The sequence below is a fragment of the Streptomyces abyssomicinicus genome, from assembly GCF_008974245.1.
GTDB lineage: Bacteria > Actinomycetota > Actinomycetes > Streptomycetales > Streptomycetaceae > Streptomyces > Streptomyces abyssomicinicus.
Map to the genome: position 1 here is coordinate 383,561 of NZ_BBZI01000011.1, position 17,736 is coordinate 401,296.

Annotated in this window: 16 protein-coding genes and 1 pseudogene; 10 read left to right on the plus strand and 7 right to left on the minus strand. The window is 74.5% G+C overall.

The window, feature by feature from the left end:
* Positions 1 to 78 precede the first annotated feature (78 nt).
* On the plus strand, positions 79 to 390 hold the full coding sequence (locus GBN72_RS26995) for a hypothetical protein (RefSeq protein ID WP_164540890.1): 312 nt from the start codon (positions 79 to 81) through the stop codon (positions 388 to 390).
* A 41-nt stretch (positions 391 to 431) separates the two neighbouring features.
* On the opposite strand, the gene GBN72_RS27000 is transcribed toward GBN72_RS26995, so the two are convergent.
* Positions 432 to 851, minus strand: coding sequence for a hypothetical protein (locus GBN72_RS27000; RefSeq protein WP_151774503.1), 420 nt, complete (start codon positions 849 to 851; stop codon positions 432 to 434).
* Positions 852 to 1,028: 177 nt separating this feature from the next.
* Here GBN72_RS27000 and GBN72_RS27005 point away from each other — a divergent pair, with 177 nt between their 5' ends.
* Both GBN72_RS27005 and GBN72_RS27010 read left to right on the plus strand, forming a co-directional pair.
* Positions 1,029 to 1,889: a MurR/RpiR family transcriptional regulator gene (locus GBN72_RS27005; protein ID WP_151774504.1), complete on the plus strand. Its 861-nt coding sequence runs from the start codon at positions 1,029 to 1,031 to the stop codon at positions 1,887 to 1,889.
* A gap of 222 nt (positions 1,890 to 2,111) precedes the next feature.
* Positions 2,112 to 2,696 (plus strand): hypothetical protein, encoded by a 585-nt coding sequence (locus tag GBN72_RS27010; RefSeq protein WP_151774505.1) that lies wholly within the window; start codon positions 2,112 to 2,114, stop codon positions 2,694 to 2,696.
* Between the two features lie 17 nt (positions 2,697 to 2,713).
* On the opposite strand, the gene GBN72_RS27015 is transcribed toward GBN72_RS27010, so the two are convergent.
* The 4 genes and pseudogenes from GBN72_RS27015 to GBN72_RS27030 all read right to left on the minus strand — a co-directional run bounded on the left by GBN72_RS27015 (position 2,714) and on the right by GBN72_RS27030 (position 5,449).
* Positions 2,714 to 3,088 (minus strand): roadblock/LC7 domain-containing protein, encoded by a 375-nt coding sequence (locus tag GBN72_RS27015; RefSeq protein WP_151774506.1) that lies wholly within the window; start codon positions 3,086 to 3,088, stop codon positions 2,714 to 2,716.
* A gap of 14 nt (positions 3,089 to 3,102) precedes the next feature.
* Positions 3,103 to 3,681: a roadblock/LC7 domain-containing protein gene (locus GBN72_RS27020; RefSeq protein WP_151774507.1), complete on the minus strand. Its 579-nt coding sequence runs from the start codon at positions 3,679 to 3,681 to the stop codon at positions 3,103 to 3,105.
* Positions 3,682 to 4,280: 599 nt separating this feature from the next.
* Positions 4,281 to 5,051: pseudogene (locus GBN72_RS35590) on the minus strand (DUF4388 domain-containing protein); the annotation flags it as partial.
* Positions 5,048 to 5,449, minus strand: coding sequence for a hypothetical protein (locus GBN72_RS27030; protein WP_151774508.1), 402 nt, complete (start codon positions 5,447 to 5,449; stop codon positions 5,048 to 5,050). The pseudogene GBN72_RS35590 and the gene GBN72_RS27030, both read right to left, overlap by 4 nt.
* Before the next feature lie 899 nt (positions 5,450 to 6,348).
* On the opposite strand from GBN72_RS27030, the gene hutU reads away from it, so the two are divergent.
* From hutU to hutI, 4 genes are all read left to right on the plus strand, one after another.
* Positions 6,349 to 8,028, plus strand: a complete 1,680-nt coding sequence (gene hutU / locus GBN72_RS27035; RefSeq protein WP_151774509.1) for a urocanate hydratase — start codon at positions 6,349 to 6,351, stop codon at positions 8,026 to 8,028.
* A gap of 50 nt (positions 8,029 to 8,078) precedes the next feature.
* Positions 8,079 to 9,287, plus strand: a complete 1,209-nt coding sequence (locus tag GBN72_RS27040) for an allantoate amidohydrolase (protein WP_151774608.1) — start codon at positions 8,079 to 8,081, stop codon at positions 9,285 to 9,287.
* 158 nt (positions 9,288 to 9,445) lie between these two features.
* Positions 9,446 to 10,780 carry a formimidoylglutamate deiminase gene (locus GBN72_RS27045; RefSeq protein ID WP_151774609.1) on the plus strand — a complete coding sequence of 445 codons (1,335 nt, stop codon included), beginning with the start codon at positions 9,446 to 9,448 and terminating at the stop codon, positions 10,778 to 10,780.
* Complete coding sequence (hutI, locus tag GBN72_RS27050) at positions 10,777 to 11,985, plus strand: imidazolonepropionase (RefSeq protein ID WP_151774510.1); 1,209 nt, start codon at positions 10,777 to 10,779, stop codon at positions 11,983 to 11,985. The genes GBN72_RS27045 and hutI overlap by 4 nt, the downstream gene beginning before the upstream one ends.
* A 33-nt stretch (positions 11,986 to 12,018) precedes the next feature.
* Here the strand turns inward: hutI and GBN72_RS27055 are convergent, their stop codons facing one another.
* Positions 12,019 to 13,044, minus strand: a complete 1,026-nt coding sequence (locus GBN72_RS27055) for an RNA polymerase sigma factor SigF (protein WP_439959823.1) — start codon at positions 13,042 to 13,044, stop codon at positions 12,019 to 12,021.
* A gap of 238 nt (positions 13,045 to 13,282) precedes the next feature.
* Here GBN72_RS27055 and GBN72_RS27060 point away from each other — a divergent pair, with 238 nt between their 5' ends.
* From GBN72_RS27060 to GBN72_RS27070, 3 genes are all read left to right on the plus strand, one after another.
* The gene (locus GBN72_RS27060) at positions 13,283 to 13,666 is read left to right on the plus strand and encodes an STAS domain-containing protein (RefSeq protein ID WP_151774511.1); all 384 of its coding nucleotides are present in this window, start codon (positions 13,283 to 13,285) and stop codon (positions 13,664 to 13,666) included.
* Positions 13,667 to 13,918: 252 nt separating this feature from the next.
* Entirely contained in the window at positions 13,919 to 14,476 is a 558-nt protein-coding gene (locus tag GBN72_RS27065) for an ATP-binding protein (protein ID WP_151774512.1), read from the plus strand.
* A gap of 841 nt (positions 14,477 to 15,317) precedes the next feature.
* Positions 15,318 to 15,695: a hypothetical protein gene (locus GBN72_RS27070; protein WP_151774513.1), complete on the plus strand. Its 378-nt coding sequence runs from the start codon at positions 15,318 to 15,320 to the stop codon at positions 15,693 to 15,695.
* Between the two features lie 216 nt (positions 15,696 to 15,911).
* Here GBN72_RS27070 and GBN72_RS27075 read toward each other — a convergent pair whose 3' ends face one another.
* Positions 15,912 to 17,399 (minus strand): peptide MFS transporter, encoded by a 1,488-nt coding sequence (locus tag GBN72_RS27075; RefSeq protein WP_151774514.1) that lies wholly within the window; start codon positions 17,397 to 17,399, stop codon positions 15,912 to 15,914.
* Positions 17,400 to 17,736: the final 337 nt, after the last annotated feature.

The following is a 17,736-nucleotide window of genomic DNA, read 5'->3' on the forward strand; positions in this document are numbered from 1 at the left end:
CCGGTTTCCCGGGGTGCGGGTGCGGCTCGGGCGCGGGTGGGGCCGGAAGGCCGGCGTGGGGCGGCGTAGGCTCACGGTGTGGTTGATACGACGCCCCTGACCCGTGCCGTGGAACAGTTCGCCGACCGGCTGCGCGCCGCGCCGCAGAGCCGGCTGCAGCGCGGGGCGGCGGGGGAGGCGCTGGGCCTGGCGCGGGAGCTCGCGGTGCGGGCGCAGCGGCTGGAGGCGCCGGGCGTCCCGCCGCGGGAGATGCCGGACGCGGGCATGTTCGCGGTCGCCGACCAGTTGACCGTCGCCGCCCACGACCTGGCCTCGGTGGCCCCGGACGACTCCGAGATCACCGAAGCCGCCCACCTGGTGACCGAGGCCCAGCACCGCGCGGGCGTCTGACACCCGGGGGCGGGTGCCGGGGCCGCGGGCCCCGGCCCGGGTCAGTTGTGGTGGGTGCGGCGGCGGGACGGGGAGAAGCCGCCGGTGACCTGGACCGCGTTGACGCCGACGATGCCCAGCCAGGCGACCAGCAGGCCCGGCAGGCCCGCCGTCCCCGCCCCGATCGCGGACAGCGGAACCGCCAGCACCAGCGACACCATGCCGAAGCCGTACCGCTCGCCCCAGCCGTCCCCGGCCGGCCGCGCGGCGGCGGGCGCGGGGGCCGTCCCCCCGGCCCGCACCGCGACCACCCGTTCCTCGCCCTCGCGTCGCCGCATCCGCCGCTCCACCCGCTCCAGGAACGACTCGATCAGCGCGTCCTCGTACTCCGGGCCCAACTCCTTGCGCGCCTCCACCGTGGCGGCGAGGTCCTGGGCCGTCTCCCCGCCCCGCGCGCGGGCTGCCGCGTCCATACCGGTCATACGGCCGAGGCTAGGGCCGCGCGCCCCGGACGTCAGTAGGGCTAGCCCCACCGTGCGGGTCCCACCGTGCGGGCCGGTGCGGCCGGTGCGGCGTCTCGCCGGGCAGACGCCCCCTCCCGTCCGCGCGCCGCGCTGAATAAAGTCATGCGGAGTGATCCGCCGGGAGAGGGAGTATGCATGAGCACCACCACCGGGAGCCCCGCCGACGCCCGGCTGCGGGCGCTCTTCGAGGGCCGGCGGCTCACGCCCACGCAGCGCCGCATCGCGCACTGCATGGTGCGCCGCGCCGCCGAGATGCCCTACCTGTCCAGCGTGGAGGTGGCCGAGCTGGCCGGGGTGAGCCAGCCCTCGGTGACCCGCTTCGCGGTGGCGCTCGGCTTCGACGGCTACCCGGCGCTGCGCCGCCGCCTGCGCGAGGTGCTGCCCGTGCCACAGGCCGCCCGGCCCGAGGAGGAGAGGGCGCGGACCAACGCCTACCAGCGGGCCGTGGAGGCGGAGATCGACAACCTGCGCCGCCTCGCCGACGCGCTGGCCGACCCCGGCCCGGTCCGCGAGGCGGGACGGCTGCTGGCCGCCTCCCGCCCGCTGCCGGTGCTGGGGCTGCGCGCCGCGGCTGCCCAGGCGCACGGGTTCGCGTACTTCGCGGCCAAGGTGCACCCGGACGTCAGGCTGCTCACCGAGGGCGGCTCGATGCTCCACGACCGGATCGACGCGGCCCGCCGGGCCGGAGCGGACGCCCTGCTCTGCTTCGCGCTGCCGCGCCACCCGAGGGAGACGGTGGAGGCGCTGGCCCACGCCCGGGAGGAGGGCCTGACCGTGGTGACCGTCGCCGACTCCGCGTTCGCCCCGGTGGCCGCCGTCTGCGACCTGCTGATCCCGGCCGCGGTGGGCACCGGCCTGGCCTTCGACACGGCGTGCGCGCCGATGCTGCTGGGGCGGGTGCTGCTGGAGGCGATGTGTGACGGCCTGCCCGACGCGCAGGCCAGACTGGAGGAGTTCGACGTCCGCGCGGCGGCCCGGGGGCTCTTCGCCGAGTAGGCGGCGCGCGGCCACGCCCGCGTCCGTCCGTCCGCGGAGCCGACCGTCCGCCGCCACCGCCACCGCCGACGCCCGTCGGCCGTCCTCACGCGCATCCGTCCGTCCTCACGCGGATTTGAACACGCCATGACTAACCTGCCGGTCGAACAGGTCCCGACGGGGACCCGTCCGCGTCCCGCGGACGGAAACGGAGCGGAGCTCGAGGAGACGAGGAGGCGGATCGTGGCGCGCGGAGGTCAGGGACTGGCCCGGGTGGCCGTGGTCGTACGGGCGGGGGCGGCACCGATGTGGTGGCTCGGGGTGCTCGCGGCCGGAGTGGGAGTGCTGCTGCCGGGGCTGACCGGCCGGCGGATCGGGCTGTACGCGGGGGCGCTGCTGTTCCTGGTGACCGCCGTCCTGGTGGGGGCCGCGGGGCGCAAGCGGTACGCCGCGCTGGTGAAGGCCGCGGCCAAGGCGGGACGCAACGACCTGCTCCAGGACCGGGCGGTGTCGGCCCGGGGGTGGCGGCGCGGGCACGCCTGGTGGCTGCTGCTCGCCTTCCTCGCCGCGGTGGGCTCCTCGTTCGCGCTGCCGGCGGCCGGCGGCATGACACTGGCCGGCGCGGGCGCCGGACTGTGGCTGAAGGCGGCCTGGCTGGGCCGCCGGGAGCGGGCCGGCGAGGTGCTGCTGTGGGTGCGGGTGGACTGGCTGCGCCGCGGCGGCGCCCCGGCCGGGAAGACCGTCCGGGGCTACCGCTTCACGGGTGTCGCGGCGGGCGACGCGTCCCCCGGCGGGGCGCGGCGCCGCCGTACCGCGGTGCCTGCCTGACCGGTGTCCGCCGGGGCTCAGACCTCCAGCTCGGCCTCGATGCGCTTGAGCTGGTGGCGGGCCATCGCCAGGTTGGAACGGCTGGCGTCGAGCACCAGGTAGATGAAGAGGCCGTTCCCGCTCCGGCCCTTGAGCAGCCGGATCAGGTGGTACTGGTCGCTCAGGGTGATCAGGATGTCCTCGATCTCGGACTGGATGCCGAGATGCTCCATCGCGCGCATCTTGGCGCGCACCACGTCGGTGTTGCCGGCGGCGGCGACGTTCAGGTCGAAGTCCTTGCTGCCGCCGAGCGTGCCGAGCGCCATGCCGCTGGTGTAGTCCACCAGCGCGACGCCGGTGGCGCCCTCGATGGTGGTCAGGGCTTCCTTCAGGGCGGTCTCGGTGCTGGCCATTGCGGTGTTTCCTCTCAACTGTGGGTGGTGGGCGCGGTCGCCTCGGCGGTGCGGGACGGGCGTGCCCGGGTGGGTACGGACGCGGGGGTCGTGGTGGCGCCGGTGGCGCCGGGAACCACGGCCGCCGCGGTGACGGTGGCGGGGGAGAGGGGCGCGGGGTCGAGGGCCGGGGGGACGGAGCTCTGCCGGTCGACGAGCTCGCCGATCCGGGCGGCGCTGCGACGCCCCTCCAGGTGCAGCCGCCCGAGGTTCACCGCGTCCTCGCAGAGCAGGGTGAGCACGGTCGAACGGCCGGCCGCGTAGGTCGCCAGGTAGCCCGAGTCACCGCGGACGACCAGCTCGGACGGGGTGCCGCGGCCGGTCCCGTCGGCCAGCCGGAGCACCGCGGCGAGCACGGTGGTGGTCAGCGCGGCGGCCTCCTCGGCGGCGACGCCGGGGGCGTCGTCGGCCAGCACCGTGCCGTCGGCGCAGGTGGCGAGGGCGCCGGTCAGCCGGGGCAGACGGGACCGGAGCCGGCGCAGCTCCGCCCGCACCTCCGCCTCGGCGGCCGGCTTCTGCTTCCTCTCGGCCCGCTGACGGAGGGCGCGGATCACAGGGTCTCCAAGGCTGCCCGGAGTCTTCTGAGCAGGGTGAGGTCGGGGTCGGCGAAGGACGTGGGCGGCATCTGCGACGGTGCGGCCACCGGGGTCCGCGGGGCCGGAACCCCCGGTGTGGACGCGGCGGCCGCGGACCGACCGGCCACCGCGGTCACGGAGGTCGCCGCGGTCACCGGGGCCACGGAGGTGAGCGGCTCCGCCGGGTGAGCCGTGGCCGTCGTGGGCGCGGACACCGGCCCGGCGGGCGGGGACGTGGCGGGTGGCGCCGTCGGTGCCGTACGCGGGGCGGCCGGGGACCCCTGGCCCGCGCGGTGCCGGCCGCGGGAGGGGCGCAGCGGCAGCGGGACGTCCACGTCGGGGTGGTTGCGGGCCTCCTGCTCCGCACCGCCGTCCGGCGGCTGGACCGGGTGCGCGGGCTGCGGCGCCAGCGGCGGCAGCGGCTGCACGAGCGGCACCAGCGGTGCCAGGGACGCGGGCGGTGCGAGGGACGCGGGCGGTGCCGGCGGCACGGGCGGCACGGGCGGCACGGGCGGTGCCGGGCTCACCACCGGACGGCTACGGGCGGTGGGCTGCACGGGAAGCGCGGTCGCGGTGCCGCTCCCGGACGCCGTGCCGGTGGTCGGCGGCGGGGGCGCCGCCGGGCGGTGGGTGGCGGCGACCAGGCCCGCGGCGGCCAGCCGGCGCAGGTCCACCAGGGTGTGGAAGGCCGGGCGGCCGAGTTCGCGGGCGATGTCGGTGGCCGTCCGGCGGCCGTCGACCAGGTCCAGGATCGCCTGACGCCGCGGGCAGACCGGGACCGTCCGGGCCGGGCGGACGACGGTCAGCGGGGCCGTGTCGGTCGACGGGTCGGGCCAGATGCGGTTCAGCAGCGAACGCCGCCGCATCGTCTCCCGCTCCAGCGCCGACACGGGGACGGGCCGCACGGGACCCATCCAGTGCCAGGCGCCGTAGCGGAAGTGCCCGGGCGCGCTGCTGGGGGCGAGCGCGAAGTAGGCGGCGTCGTAGAGGGTGCCCAGGTGGCAGAGCTCCAGCTGCCCCTGGGAGAGCATGCCCTGCGAGATCAGCGTCCGGCCCACCGGCCGCTTCGGGTCGGCCTCCGCGCCCTCCACGGCCCGCTGCCACCCCTCCGGGTCCACCGCGCCGCCGGCGGTGAGCAGCACGTCGATGCCGGGCGTGGCCGGGCTCTCGGCGTGCACCACCCGGCCCTCGGACAGGTAGAGCGTGCCGCGCTCCCGGACCAGGACGCCGGTGGCGTGCTCGGCGGCCAGCCGGTTCAGCATCGGCGAGACGCTGCCCCACGGGCGCTGCCGCGCGGCCGACGGGTCACGGACCGGCAGGCGCGGCGGGGGCGTGTTCACGGGCGTCATGCGAGCACCAGCCGTCCGGCCAGGTCGCCCAGACGGATCCGGGCCAGCGCCAGGTTGCCCTCGTCGCGGTCGAGCCACAGGTGGAGGAAGACGTTGCTCTCGTAGGTGGCCCGCAGGAAGCGGAGCACGTGGTAGCTGTCCCGGTTGCTGATGATCACGTCCTCCACCGGAGGCTCGGCGCTGTCCCAGCCCGCGCCCTCGCCGGGGGTGAAGGCGCGGTGCTCGGCGGCCAGCCGGGCGAGTTCGGCGGCCTCGGCGGCCGCGGTGTCGTGGTCCTCGCCGCCGGGAGGGTCGCCGACGGTGCCGAGGGGCAGTCCGCTGGTCCAGTCGACCAGCGCGGCGCCCCTCGCCCCGGGCAACCGCATGACTTCCAGAAGACACTCGTCGATTCCGGGCATGCGTGGCCCCCTCCACCTGGCGTTCGGCTGAACGACGGAGAGGTTACGCAGGTTCGCGGAGAGTAGTGGGGGTTCTGGCATTTTCCAGCGGAACATGCCGACGGCCGACTATCGTGGGTCAACTATGCCGCCCCACGGCCGGATTGCCCGATTAACTCCCCGGACATCACCCCGATGCGGTATGCCCCCCGCGAGCGCTCCCCCGACCCCGCGCCCGTGTGGTCCACCCGTTCCTTCTGCGGGCAATCGTGCCGCCAAGGGCGATGGGGGTGCCCCCTGCTCGAGCGAAGTCGAGAGCTTGGGGGAGGGTGGGCGCAGGCCTCACGTACGCACGCGGCGGCTCGCTCCGCGGAGTTGAGCCCCTGGGAAGGGGGCGGGTCGGGGGATGAACAGCGCTGTCCGCCCGGCGTTGCTCAGGCTCGCCTCGGTGAGGTCAGGTGCGTACGGCACCGCAGGGCTTGCGCATGGCGGGGCGGACCGCTCGCCGCGGAGGCTGGGGCCTGCGCCCGCCCTCCCCCAAGCTCTCGGCTTCGCTCGAGCAGGTGGGGGTGCCCCCGGACGGAGTCTGGGGGAGGACCCCCATCGCCCCCTGGGCGGCCCGGCCGCCCGCAGAAACGGCGGGTGCGGCACGGTGGCCGCCTGTGTGCTGTCCTCCGGGCGACCCGGCCGCCCGCAGGGCGGCGGGGTGGGGCGCGGTGACCGCCCGGGTGCCGCCCCCGGGCGGCCCGGCCGCCCGCAGAAGGTGTGGCGGCGTGGCGTGGTGGCTGTCCGGGTGCCCGCAGGGCTGCCCGGAAGGGATGGGGAGGTGGGGGCGGGGCGGTGCTGTTGACTGGGGCTATTCACACGGACAGGATGTGAATAGCCGTCAAGCAACGTCGCGCCACCAGGAGGCCGCCGGTATGTCAGGACGTCCCCGCCCCGTCCGATCCCCCCGCGGAACCGAACTCACCGCCGCCGGCTGGCAGCAGGAGGCCGCCCTGCGGATGCTGCAGAACAACCTCGACCCGGAGGTCGCCGAACACCCGGACCGCCTGGTGGTCTACGGCGGCACCGGCAAGGCCGCCCGCGACTGGCGCTCCTTCGACGCCATGGTCCGCACCCTCCGCACGCTCAAGCAGGACGAGACGATGCTCGTCCAGTCCGGCCGCCCCGTCGGCGTGATGCAGACCCACGAGTGGGCCCCCCGCGTCCTGATCGCCAACTCCAACCTCGTGGGTGACTGGGCGAACTGGGAGGAGTTCCGCCGACTGGAGCAGCTGGGCCTGACCATGTACGGGCAGATGACCGCCGGCTCGTGGATCTACATCGGCACCCAGGGCATCCTCCAGGGCACCTACGAGACCTTCGCCGCCGTCGCCGCGAAGAAGTTCGGCGGCACCCTGGCCGGCACCATCACCCTCACCGCCGGCCTCGGCGGCATGGGCGGCGCCCAGCCGCTGGCGGTCACCATGAACGAGGGCGTCGCGATCTGTGTCGACTGCGACCCCCGCGCCATCGAGCGCCGCATCGACCACCGCTACCTGGACGTCCGCGCCGACTCCCCCGACCACGCCCTCCAGTTGGCGGTGGAGGCCCGCGACGCCCGCCGCCCGCTCTCGATCGGCGTCCTCGGCAACGCCGCCGAACTGGTCCCGCGGCTCCTCGCCATGGGCGCTCCCATCGACATCGTCACCGACCAGACCTCCGCCCACGACCCGCTGAGCTACCTCCCCGTCGGGGTCGCGTTCGACGAGATGGCCGACGCCGCGGTCAAGGACCCGGCCGGATTCACCACCCGCGCCCGCGAGTCCATGGCCCGCCACGTGGAGGCGATGGTCGGCTTCCAGGACGCCGGGGCCGAGGTCTTCGACTACGGCAACTCGATCCGCGGTGAGGCGCGACTCGCGGGCTACGGGCGCGCGTTCGACTTCCCCGGCTTCGTGCCCGCCTACATCCGTCCGCTGTTCTGCGAGGGCAAGGGCCCGTTCCGCTGGGCGGCGCTCTCCGGCGACCCGGCGGACATCGCGGCCACCGACCGCGCCGTGCTGGACCTGTTCCCGGAGAACGAGTCGCTGGCCCGCTGGATCAAGCTGGCCGGGGAGCGGGTGAAGTTCCAGGGCCTGCCCGCGCGGATCTGCTGGCTCGGCTACGGCGAGCGCGACAAGGCGGGCGAGCGGTTCAACGACATGGTGGCGAGCGGCGAGCTGAAGGCCCCGGTGGTGATCGGCCGCGACCACCTGGACTGCGGCTCGGTCGCCTCCCCGTACCGGGAGACCGAGGCGATGCTCGACGGCTCGGACGCCATCGCCGACTGGCCGCTGCTCAACGCCATGGTCAACGTGGCTTCCGGCGCCTCCTGGGTGTCGCTGCACCACGGCGGCGGCGTCGGCATGGGCCGCTCGATCCACGCCGGACAGGTCACCGTCGCCGACGGCACCCCGCTGGCCGGGGAGAAGATCCGCCGCGTCCTCACCAACGACCCGGGCATGGGTGTCGTCCGGCACGTCGACGCCGGCTACGACATCGCCGAGACGGTGGCCGCGGAACGCGGTGTCCGCGTCCCCATGCGCGAGGACGACGGCGAGGGCGAGGACGCGTGAGCACGCCGAAGGCCGACGGCACCACGCCCAAGGGGGCGTCGTTCCAGGAGATGTGGCGGGACCTGGCCGCGGTCGGCCGGGACCGGTCCTCCGGCGGGTACCGCCGCTTCGCCTGGACGGCGGCCGACGGCGACTGCCGGGCCTGGTTCCGCGAACAGGCCGAGGCCCGCGGTCTGGCCGTGGAGACCGACCGCAACGGCAACCAGTGGGCGTGGCTGGGCGACCCGGCCGCCGGGGACGCCGTGGTGACCGGCTCCCACCTGGACTCCGTCCCGGACGGCGGTGCCTTCGACGGCCCGCTGGGCGTCGTCTCCGCCTTCGCCGCCCTCGACGAACTCCGCGCGCGGGGCGTCCGCTTCGGCCGGCCGCTCGCGGTGGTCAACTTCGGCGACGAGGAGGGCGCCCGGTTCGGGCTCGCCTGCGTTGGCTCCCGCCTCACCGCCGGACTGCTCACCCGCGCACAGGCCCACCGGCTCACCGACGCCGACGGCGTCACCCTGCCCCGTGCCATGGAGGCCGCCGGGCACGACCCGGACGCCATCGGGGCCGACCCCGAACGCCTCGCCGGGATCGGCGCGTTCGTGGAACTCCACATCGAGCAGGGCCGGGCCCTGGACCTGACCGGCGACCCGGTCGGCGTGGCCAGTGCGGTCTGGCCGCACGGCCGCTGGCGGTTCGACTTCCACGGCGAGGCCAACCACGCCGGCACCACCCGCCTCGCCGACCGGCGCGACCCGATGCTGCCCTACGCCGAGACCGTCCTCGCCGCCCGCCGGGAGGCGGTGCGCGCGGGCGCCGTCGCCACCTTCGGCAAGGTCGCCGTCGACCCCAACGGGGTCAACGCCGTGCCCTCCCTGGTGCGCGGCTGGCTGGACTCCCGCGCCGCCGCCCAGGACGCCCTGGACGACGTCGTCGGCGCGGTGGAGGGCGCCGCCCGCGCCGCCGCCGTCGAGCACGGCGTCCGGCTCGAGGTGTCCCGCGAGTCGTTCACCCCCGAGACCCGCTTCGACCACACCCTGCGCGACCGGCTCGCCGCGCTCCTCGGCGGCCGCGACGACGGCCGCGGGCCGGCGCCCGTGCTGGGAACGGGGGCCGGACACGACGCCGGGATCCTCGCCGGAAGCGTCCCCACCGCCATGCTGTTCGTGCGCAACCCCACCGGCGTCTCCCACTCCCCGGCCGAGCACGCCACCGAGGACGACTGCGCCGCGGGGGTGCGCGCCCTCGCCGACGCCCTGGAAGGACTGGCCCGCGCGTGACACCCCCCACCACCCGCCGCCCGGCCACGGACCACCCGGCCACCGACCGACCGGTCACCGACCGTCCCGGCGCGGACCGTCCGGGCGTCGACCGACCGGACGCTCACCGGCGATCCACGGACCGCCCCGGCACCGACCGTCCGGAGGCCACGTACTGGCTGGAGCACGCCCTCCTCACCGCCGACGGCCCGGTCCTCTCCGGCGTCCTGGTGGAGACCGGCCCGGACGGCCGGATCACCGCCCTCACCCACGAGGTCACCGCGCCCCCGCCCGGCGCCGAACCCCTGCGCGGCCTCACCCTGCCGGGGCTGGCCAACGCCCACTCGCACGCCTTCCACCGCGCCCTGCGGGGCGTCGTCCAGGCCGACCGCGGCACCTTCTGGACCTGGCGGGACGTCATGTACCAGGTCGCCGGGCGGCTCGACCCGGACTCCTACCTCGCCCTCGCCCGGGCCGTCTACGCGGAGATGGCGCTGGCCGGCATCACCGCCGTCGGCGAGTTCCACTACCTGCACCACGCCCCCGGCGGCGCCCGCTACGACGACCCCAACGCCATGGGCGAGGCGCTGATCGAGGCCGCCGCCCAGGCCGGCATCCGGATCACGCTGCTGGACACCGCCTACCTCTCCTCCGGCTTCGGCGCACCGCCCACCGAGCCCCAGCTCCGCTTCTCCGACGGCGACGCCGAGGCATGGGCCGCCCGCGCCGCGCTGCTGAAGGACCGCGACCACGCGCGGATCGGCGCCGCCGTGCACTCCGTGCGGGCCGTCCCCGCGGGCCAGCTGGCCGACATCGCCCGCTGGGCGGAGGAACGCGGCGCGCCGCTCCACGTCCACCTCTCCGAACAGCCCGCCGAGAACGAGGCGTGCCTGGCCGCCCACGGCCGCACCCCGGCCCGGCTGCTCGCCGACCACGGCGTGCTCGGCCCGCGCACCACCGGCGTGCACAACACCCACCTCACCGACGAGGACATCGCCCTGATCGGCGGAACGGGCACCGGCACCTGCATGTGCCCCACCACCGAACGCGACCTCGCCGACGGCATCGGTCCCGCCCCCGCCCTCCGGCGGGCGGGGTCGCCGATCGTCCTGGGCTCCGACAGCCACGCCGTGATCGACCTGTTCGAGGAGGCGCGCGCCCTGGAACTCGACGAACGGCTGCGCACCCGCGTCCGCGGCCACTGGAGCGCCGGGGCGCTGCTGCGCGCCGCCACCGCCGACGGCCATGCCGCCCTCGGACGGCCCGAGGCGGGCGGACTGGAGCCGGGTGCGCCCGCCGACTGGACGACCGTCGCCCTGGACAGCGTCAGAACCGCGGGCCCGCCGCCCCGGCGGGGCGCGGAGACCGCGGTATTCGCCGCGACGGCCGCGGACGTGCGCCACACCGTGTGCGCGGGCCGCCACGTGGTCCGCGACGGGGCGCACACCCTGGTACCCGAACCCGCCCGAGAACTGGCGTCGGCCATCGCCGACCTGCACACAGGACGAGCATGAGCACCCCGACCGGCAGCGCCACCGCCACCCTGATCGACAACATCGCCCACCTGGTCACCAACGACCCCTCCCTCGGCGCCTCCGACGACGGCACACCACTCGGCGTGATCCGGGACGCGGCCGTCGTGATCGAGGGCGACCGCGTCATGTGGACCGGTATGTCCAGGAAAGCACCCACCACCGACAACCGGGTCGACGCCCGGGGCGGCGCCCTGCTGCCGGGCTTCGTCGACTCCCACACGCACCTGGTCTTCGCCGGGGACCGCACCGGGGAGTTCAACGCCCGGATGTCCGGGCGCCCCTACACGGCGGGCGGCATCCGCACCACCGTCGCCGCCACCCGCGCGGCGACCGAGGCCGAGCTGGAGGCCAACCTGGTGCGGCACCTGCGGGAGGCGCTGCGGCAGGGCACCACCACCGTGGAGACCAAGTCCGGCTACGGCCTCACCGTCGAGGACGAGGCCCGCTCGCTGCGGGTCGCCGCCCGGCACACCCGCGAGGTCACCTACCTCGGCGCGCACGTCGTCGCCCCCGAGCACGCCGACGACCCGGCGGCCTACGTGGAACTCGTCACCGGCGAGATGCTGGACGCCTGCGCGCCGCACGCCCGCTGGGTCGACGTCTTCTGCGAGCGCGGCGCCTTCGACGGCGACCAGGCACGCGCGGTCCTCACCGCCGGCCGCGACCGCGGACTGATCCCGCGCGTGCACGCCAACCAGCTCGGCCACGGCCCCGGCGTGCGGCTCGCGGTGGAACTCGGCGCCGCCAGCGCCGACCACTGCACCCACCTCACCGACGCCGACGTGGACGCGCTGGCGGGCAGCGGCGGACGGACCGTGGCCACCCTGCTGCCCGGCGCGGAGTTCTCAACCCGCGCGCCCTGGCCGGACGCCCGGCGGCTGCTCGACGCGGGGGTCACCGTCGCCCTGTCGACCGACTGCAACCCGGGATCGTCGTACACCTCGTCCATGGGGTTCTGCGTCGCCCTCGCCGTCCGGGACATGGGCATGACGCCCGACGAGGCGGTGTGGGCGGCCACCGCGGGCGGGGCGGCCGCGCTGCGCCGCGCGGACGTCGGACGCATCGCGCCCGGCGCCCGCGCGGACCTGCTGCTCCTCGACGCGCCCAGCCACGTGCACCTGGCCTACCGGCCGGGCGTCCCGCTGGTGGCGGGGGTGTGGCGGGGCGGCGTCCGCGAGGTGTGAGGCCCCCGAGGCTCCCCGCACCCGGCGCGGGCGCTACTCGTCGCCGGTGAGGCCCTCGCGGAGCCTGACCAGGGTCCGGGACAGCAGCCGGGAGACGTGCATCTGGGAGATACCGAGCTCCTCGCCGATCTCGGACTGGGTCATGTTGGCCGTGAACCGCAACGACAGGATCCTGCGCTCCCGGGCCGGGAGCCCGGCGATCAGGGGCTTGAGCGACTCGATGTACTCGACGCCCTCCAGATCGTCGTCCTCGTAGCCGATCCGGTCCGCGAGGGCGCCCTCCGTGTCGTCCTCCTCGGGCTGGGCGTCCAGCGAGGAGGCGGTGTAGGCGTTCGAGGCGACCATGCCCTCAAGGACCTCTTCGCGGGAGAGGTCCAGGTGCTCGGCCAGCTCGCCCACGGTCGGCGCGCGGTCCAGCCGCTGCTGCAGTTCGTCGGTGGCCCGGGCGAGGTCCAGGCGCAGTTCCTGGAGCCGGCGCGGGACGCGCACGGACCAGGAGGTGTCCCGGAAGAAGCGCTTGATCTCGCCGATGATGGTCGGCATGGCAAATGTGGGAAACTCCACACCGCGGCTCAGCTCGAACCGGTCGATCGCCTTGATCAGGCCGATGGTGGCCACCTGGATGATGTCGTCCATCGGCTCGCTGCGGGAGCCGAACCGGGAGGCGGCGAACTTGACCAGGGCGAGGTTCAGCTCGACCAGGGTGTTGCGGACGTAGCTGTGCTCCGAGGTGCCTTCCTCGAGCGAATCCAGCCGCGCGAACAGCGACTTGGAGAGTGCGCGGGCGTCCGCCGCCCGTACTTCCGCGTAGTGGGGGATCTCGGGAAGCCCGTCCAGCAGCCCGGCGGGATCCGCGGGGGGCGCGGTGCCGGCGGGCCCCGGCGGGGTGCCGGGATCGCCGTCGAGGGCGGACCCGGTCCGTTGGTGGGGGAGCGTCCGGTCGGGGAGTGTCCCGGTGACCGCGAGGTCCGGGAGGCCGGCGCGGGACTGGGGCGGGATTGCCGACGTCGCTCTGGGGGTATGCGATGCGTCGAGCCGGGGTGACATGAAGTCCTCCATCGTTCTCGGCATACGGCTGCCGAAGCCAGTGCGTGCACTTCTTGGGGTGTGCGGCGCCTCCAAGCCGGTCGGATCGGATGTGTTCTCATCAGCCCTACCCGCTCGAGCAACAAGACCGCAAGCACCCTCTGTACGCTTATGTCCCACTTCTTATGATTGTTCGGCTGCCGAATCTTGCTCAAAAGGCGTAGGGTTCGGAGGCGGAATCAGCAGATCGGACGTCGAGAGAGAGACGGCAATGGACCACGGGACGGTCGGCAGCGCGCAGTCGGGCCGGCTTCTGGTGGAGGTACGGGAAGAGGGAGCCAGCGCCGTCGTGATCCCGGCGGGCGAACTCGACCACCACACCGCCGAACTTCTCCGCGAGCCGCTGGAGCGCAACCTGGCGAAGGGGCGCACCCGGCTCGTGGTGGACTGCTCCCGGCTGGAGTTCTGCGACTCCACGGGGCTGAACGTACTGCTCGGCGCCCGCCTGAAGGCGGAAGAGGCCGGCGGCGGCATCCATCTGGTGGCGATGCGGCCCGCGGTGGCGCGCGTCTTCGAGATCACCGGCGCGGACACGGTCTTCTCCGTGCACGACACGGTCGAAGGCGCGCTCGCGGAGGGCACGGGAGCCGGCTGATCGGTGACGGAGGTCACGAAGAGCGACGCCAGTGGCGGGCATTCGTGACATCGTGTGCTGAATCGGTGAAAGATGGCGGACAGGGCGAAACGGGGCGAATCGGTGAGTGTTCCCTCGTCCGGGGCGGGCAGGAGAATTGCTGAGGACAGGGGGCGCCCTGGACGGAACCGGGCCGACGGCCCGCACCGCCCGCGACGCTCCGGAGAACCCGAGTCCACTCGTGTACTGGTGAATCGGTGAGGTGAAGCGCTGATGAGCACCACCCGGCCCCATCCGCCGGGCGATCGCGGCCCGCAGCCCGGTGGCGCTTCCTCCTCCCCGCGCGCCACGGCGGTGAACGGGGCGTTTCCCGCCCTTCGGCGGGTGACGGGGGCATCGAACGGAGGCGCGCCGGTGGCGCCGGAGGTACGGCAAGTCAATCTGGCGGACGAGAGCGGCGTCGTGCCCCTCGCCCGGGACTTCACGCGACAGGCCCTGTACGCGTGGGGCTGGTTGCCGTCGTCCACGGACGACGGGCGCGCGGCGGCGGAGGACGTGCTGCTGATCGTGTCCGAGCTGGTCACCAACGCGTGTCTGCACGCGGAGGGGCCGGAGGCGTTGACGCTGACCTTCGACCGGAAGACGATCCGGGTCGCGGTCACCGACCGCGGGGAGGGGCAGCCGACGCCGCGGACGCCGCATCAGGCGGGGCGGCCGGGCGGTCACGGCATGTTCATAGTCCAGCGGCTGTCGATGGACTGGGGCGTCGTGACGGCTCCCGAGCTGCCCGGCAAGACGGTCTGGGCCGACCTGGCGCAGCCCACCGCCTGACCCCCCGGTCCCTGCCGCGCCGCACCCCTGCAGCGCGGCAGTGACCCCACCGGGCCCCCGGCCGCGCGGCCACCGGCAGGCGCGCACCCCTGGCCCCTGCCTCGACCGCACGCCCACCCGGCCCCGGTCGACCTCCATGCCCTCGCATCCCGGCCCCGGTCGACCCCCGAGCCCTCGCATCCCGGCTCCGCGGTCACCGGCCCCTGGCCGACCCCGCGACAGCCGTCCCCAGCTTCCCCCACCTCACGGGCACGGCCCGGCGCGACCCTCCCCCTCCGTCTCGCCTCCACGCCCACCGGGCACCCAGGCGCCTCGCCCCCGCCCTTTCCGGGCGCACGGGCGCCGATCCCACGTCCGCCCGGAGCGGCGTTCCACCGGGCTACCCCGTCCTCGGCCGCACGGCCCCCGCCCCCGCATGCCCACACGGCACCCAGGCGCCGCGGTTCTCTCTCCCCCCCGAGGGCCGCTTCCACGGCGAGGTCCCCCGCGAGCCTCGCCGCGGCCTGCGGGGCGGCGCATGCCCCGCCGCCGCCCTCGGGGCACCTGCCAGCCGTTCTGCGGGCACATGCCGCACCCCCCCTGCGGGCGGCTGGGCCGCCCAGGGGGCGGCACGGGCGGGCGCAGGCCCCAGCCCTCCGCGGCGGGCGGCCTGCTCCACCACGCGCAAGCCCTGCGGCGCCGTACGCACGTGACCTCATTGCGGCGTGCCGAAGGCCCAGCCCAGGCGGACAGCACTGTTCATCCCCCGCCCCGCCCCCTCCCCAGGCGCTTGCCTTCCGCGGGGGGAGCCGTCGCGTGCGGACGTGAGTCTCTTCGAGCCGTCCGTGAGATGGTCGGGCGCGTGACCGAGTCCTGGACGATCAATGACGACAGCCCTGTGCCCGTGTCGTCCGGGACGGTGCTGGAGGCACTTCGGTCAAGGATCGACAGCGGGCAGCGCGAGACATGGCTGACCAGCTCGTCCGGACGATCGCTGGCCTTCGTGACAAACACCGAGCGCGCGCTGGTGATGCTGCTCGAAGAAGAGGGCGATCCCGGCGAGCATGCCGTGGACCCCGGGGCTCAGGGATCGAGTGACGGGTTCGTCCTCTCCAACGGGCAGGACGACGAGTACCCGGATGAGGACACCGTCCCCCTGCGCGAGGCGTTCAGGCTCGTGAAGCAGATCGTGGGGACGGGATGCCGGCCGAAGGGCGCCCGCTGGGTTGCCGATCGCTGAGCGGCCCGCTCGGCTCTCGCGTCGGCGAGGGGCGTGACCTGCGTGCCCCATCGCGGTAACCGCCCGCAGGCGGGAGCGGCGCGGCCCGCGCATCGCGTGGTGGCGCCGTCGCCCGCGGCGGTGGCGCCGTCGCGGCACCGCGCGGTTGCCCGGGTGGGTACGCGCGAAGGGGCCGTCCCGTGGAGACGGGACGGCCCCTTCGTGGTGCAGGGAAGGTCAGCGGATGTCGCCCATGAGGCGCTTGACCTTGCCGCGGTTGAGGAAGATGCCGATACCGACCACCGCCGCGAGCGCCGCCTCGAGCGCCACGAACCCGGTCCGGTTCAGGTCGACCCCCGCCTCGGCGACGAGCCCGGTCACCGCGTCACCCGCGGTGACGGCCAGGAACCACACGCCCATCATCTGCGAGGCGTACTTCGCCGGCGCCATCTTCGTCGTGACCGACAGGCCCACCGGCGAGAGCAGCAGCTCACCCACGGTCTGGCAGAAGTAGATCAGCACCAGCCACCACGGCGAGACCTTGCCGTCGCCCGACGCCACCAGCGGCAGCATGAAGACGAAGAAGGAGATGCCGACCAGGACCAGACCGCCGGCGAACTTGACGATCGTGCTGGGCTCCTTGTCCTTGCGGGCAAGGGCGAGCCAGATGGTGGCGAAGACCGGGGCCAGCGCCATGATCAGGACCGGGTTGACCGACTGGAACCACGAGACCGGGAACTCCCAGCCGAAGACCTCGGTGTTCACATGCTCGTCGGCGAAGATCGACAGGGTCGAGCCGCCCTGGTCGTAGATCATCCAGAAGACGGCCGCGGCGGCGAAGAACCAGATGTAGCCGGAGACCTTCGACTGCTCGGTGTCCGTGAGCTCCTTGTCGCGCTTGATGCGGACCAGGACGGAGACCGGGATCAGCAGACCGAGGACGAGCAGCGGAACCGTGGCCCACTTCAGCGTGAAGTGACCGGTGCCGCCGACGACGCCGTAGAAGACGACCGCGACGATGAGCCAGTACATGGCCTTGCGCAGCGTCGAGGCGCGCTCGGCCGCGGACAGCGGCTTCGGGACGACGCTGGACTCGGCGGCCAGGTGCTTGGTGCCGACCAGGAACTGGACCAGGCCCAGACCCATGCCGACCGCGGCGAGCGCGAAGCCCAGGTGCCAGTCGACGGTCTGGCCGACGGTGCCGATCACCAGCGGGGCGGCGAAGGCACCCATGTTGATGCCCATGTAGAAGACGGTGAACCCGCCGTCACGGCGAGGGTCGTCCGCGCCGTTGTACAGGTGGCCCACCATGGTGGAGATGTTGGCCTTGAGCAGGCCCGAACCGACCGCGACGAAGAGCAGGCCGACGTAGAAGACGGCGTCCATCGGGACGGCCAGGAGCAGGTGGCCCGCCATGATGACGCCGGCCGCGATGGCCGTCGTCTTGCGGGGACCCCAGACGCGGTCGCCGAACCATCCGCCGGGGAGTGCCAGCAGGTACACCGTGGCGACGTACACGGAGTAGATGGCGACCGCCGTACCGGCGTCGAGGTTGAGGCCCTCGTCGGCGATCAGGTACAGCGGGAGCAGCGCGCGCATGCCGTAGTAGGAGAAACGCTCCCACATCTCGGTCATGAAGAGGGTGGCCAGGCCGCGGGGGTGGCCGAAGAAAGTCTTCTCGGCCCCGTGGGACGGGGGCGAGGACTTCGTCAGGCTGGACGCCATGGTCGTTCCTTGCTGGTCGGGACGCGCCGGGGGATGGGGGCGCGCCCGGTGGGGGGAGGCCGGCACCGATGTCGTCCACCCAGGTCCCGCCGTGGGGGAGGGTTGCTCCGTGGGGGAGGGAGCGGGGAGGACGACGCCGGGATCCACGCCCCGCGCGTTCTCGACGCGCGGGACCCGGCCACAGGTCTGGTTCTTACCGGGCCGGCTGGTAACCGGCCCGCGCACAGGGGCGGTCTTCGGTGCGTGACACGGAAGCCGCCCTATGGGGCCAGAGCCATTAGACAGCAGAAACACGTGTCAATGGGCATATAGGGGGCATCTGAGGTGATGATCACAC

What these genes read in the sequence shown, in the direction of transcription:
- GBN72_RS27065 (WP_151774512.1), top strand. Translation starts at nt 13,919, where the DNA reads ATGAGCACCACCCGGCCCCATCCGCCGGGCGATCGCGGCCCGCAGCCC.
- GBN72_RS27075 (WP_151774514.1), bottom strand. Translation starts at nt 17,399, where the DNA reads ATGGCGTCCAGCCTGACGAAGTCCTCGCCCCCGTCCCACGGGGCCGAG.
- GBN72_RS27055 (WP_439959823.1), bottom strand. Translation starts at nt 13,044, where the DNA reads ATGGAGGACTTCATGTCACCCCGGCTCGACGCATCGCATACCCCCAGA.
- GBN72_RS27030 (WP_151774508.1), bottom strand. Translation starts at nt 5,449, where the DNA reads ATGCCCGGAATCGACGAGTGTCTTCTGGAAGTCATGCGGTTGCCCGGG.
- GBN72_RS27060 (WP_151774511.1), top strand. Translation starts at nt 13,283, where the DNA reads ATGGACCACGGGACGGTCGGCAGCGCGCAGTCGGGCCGGCTTCTGGTG.
- GBN72_RS27015 (WP_151774506.1), bottom strand. Translation starts at nt 3,088, where the DNA reads ATGGCCAGCACCGAGACCGCCCTGAAGGAAGCCCTGACCACCATCGAG.
- hutI (WP_151774510.1), top strand. Translation starts at nt 10,777, where the DNA reads ATGAGCACCCCGACCGGCAGCGCCACCGCCACCCTGATCGACAACATC.
- GBN72_RS27000 (WP_151774503.1), bottom strand. Translation starts at nt 851, where the DNA reads ATGACCGGTATGGACGCGGCAGCCCGCGCGCGGGGCGGGGAGACGGCC.
- GBN72_RS27005 (WP_151774504.1), top strand. Translation starts at nt 1,029, where the DNA reads ATGAGCACCACCACCGGGAGCCCCGCCGACGCCCGGCTGCGGGCGCTC.
- hutU (WP_151774509.1), top strand. Translation starts at nt 6,349, where the DNA reads ATGTCAGGACGTCCCCGCCCCGTCCGATCCCCCCGCGGAACCGAACTC.
- GBN72_RS27040 (WP_151774608.1), top strand. Translation starts at nt 8,079, where the DNA reads ATGTGGCGGGACCTGGCCGCGGTCGGCCGGGACCGGTCCTCCGGCGGG.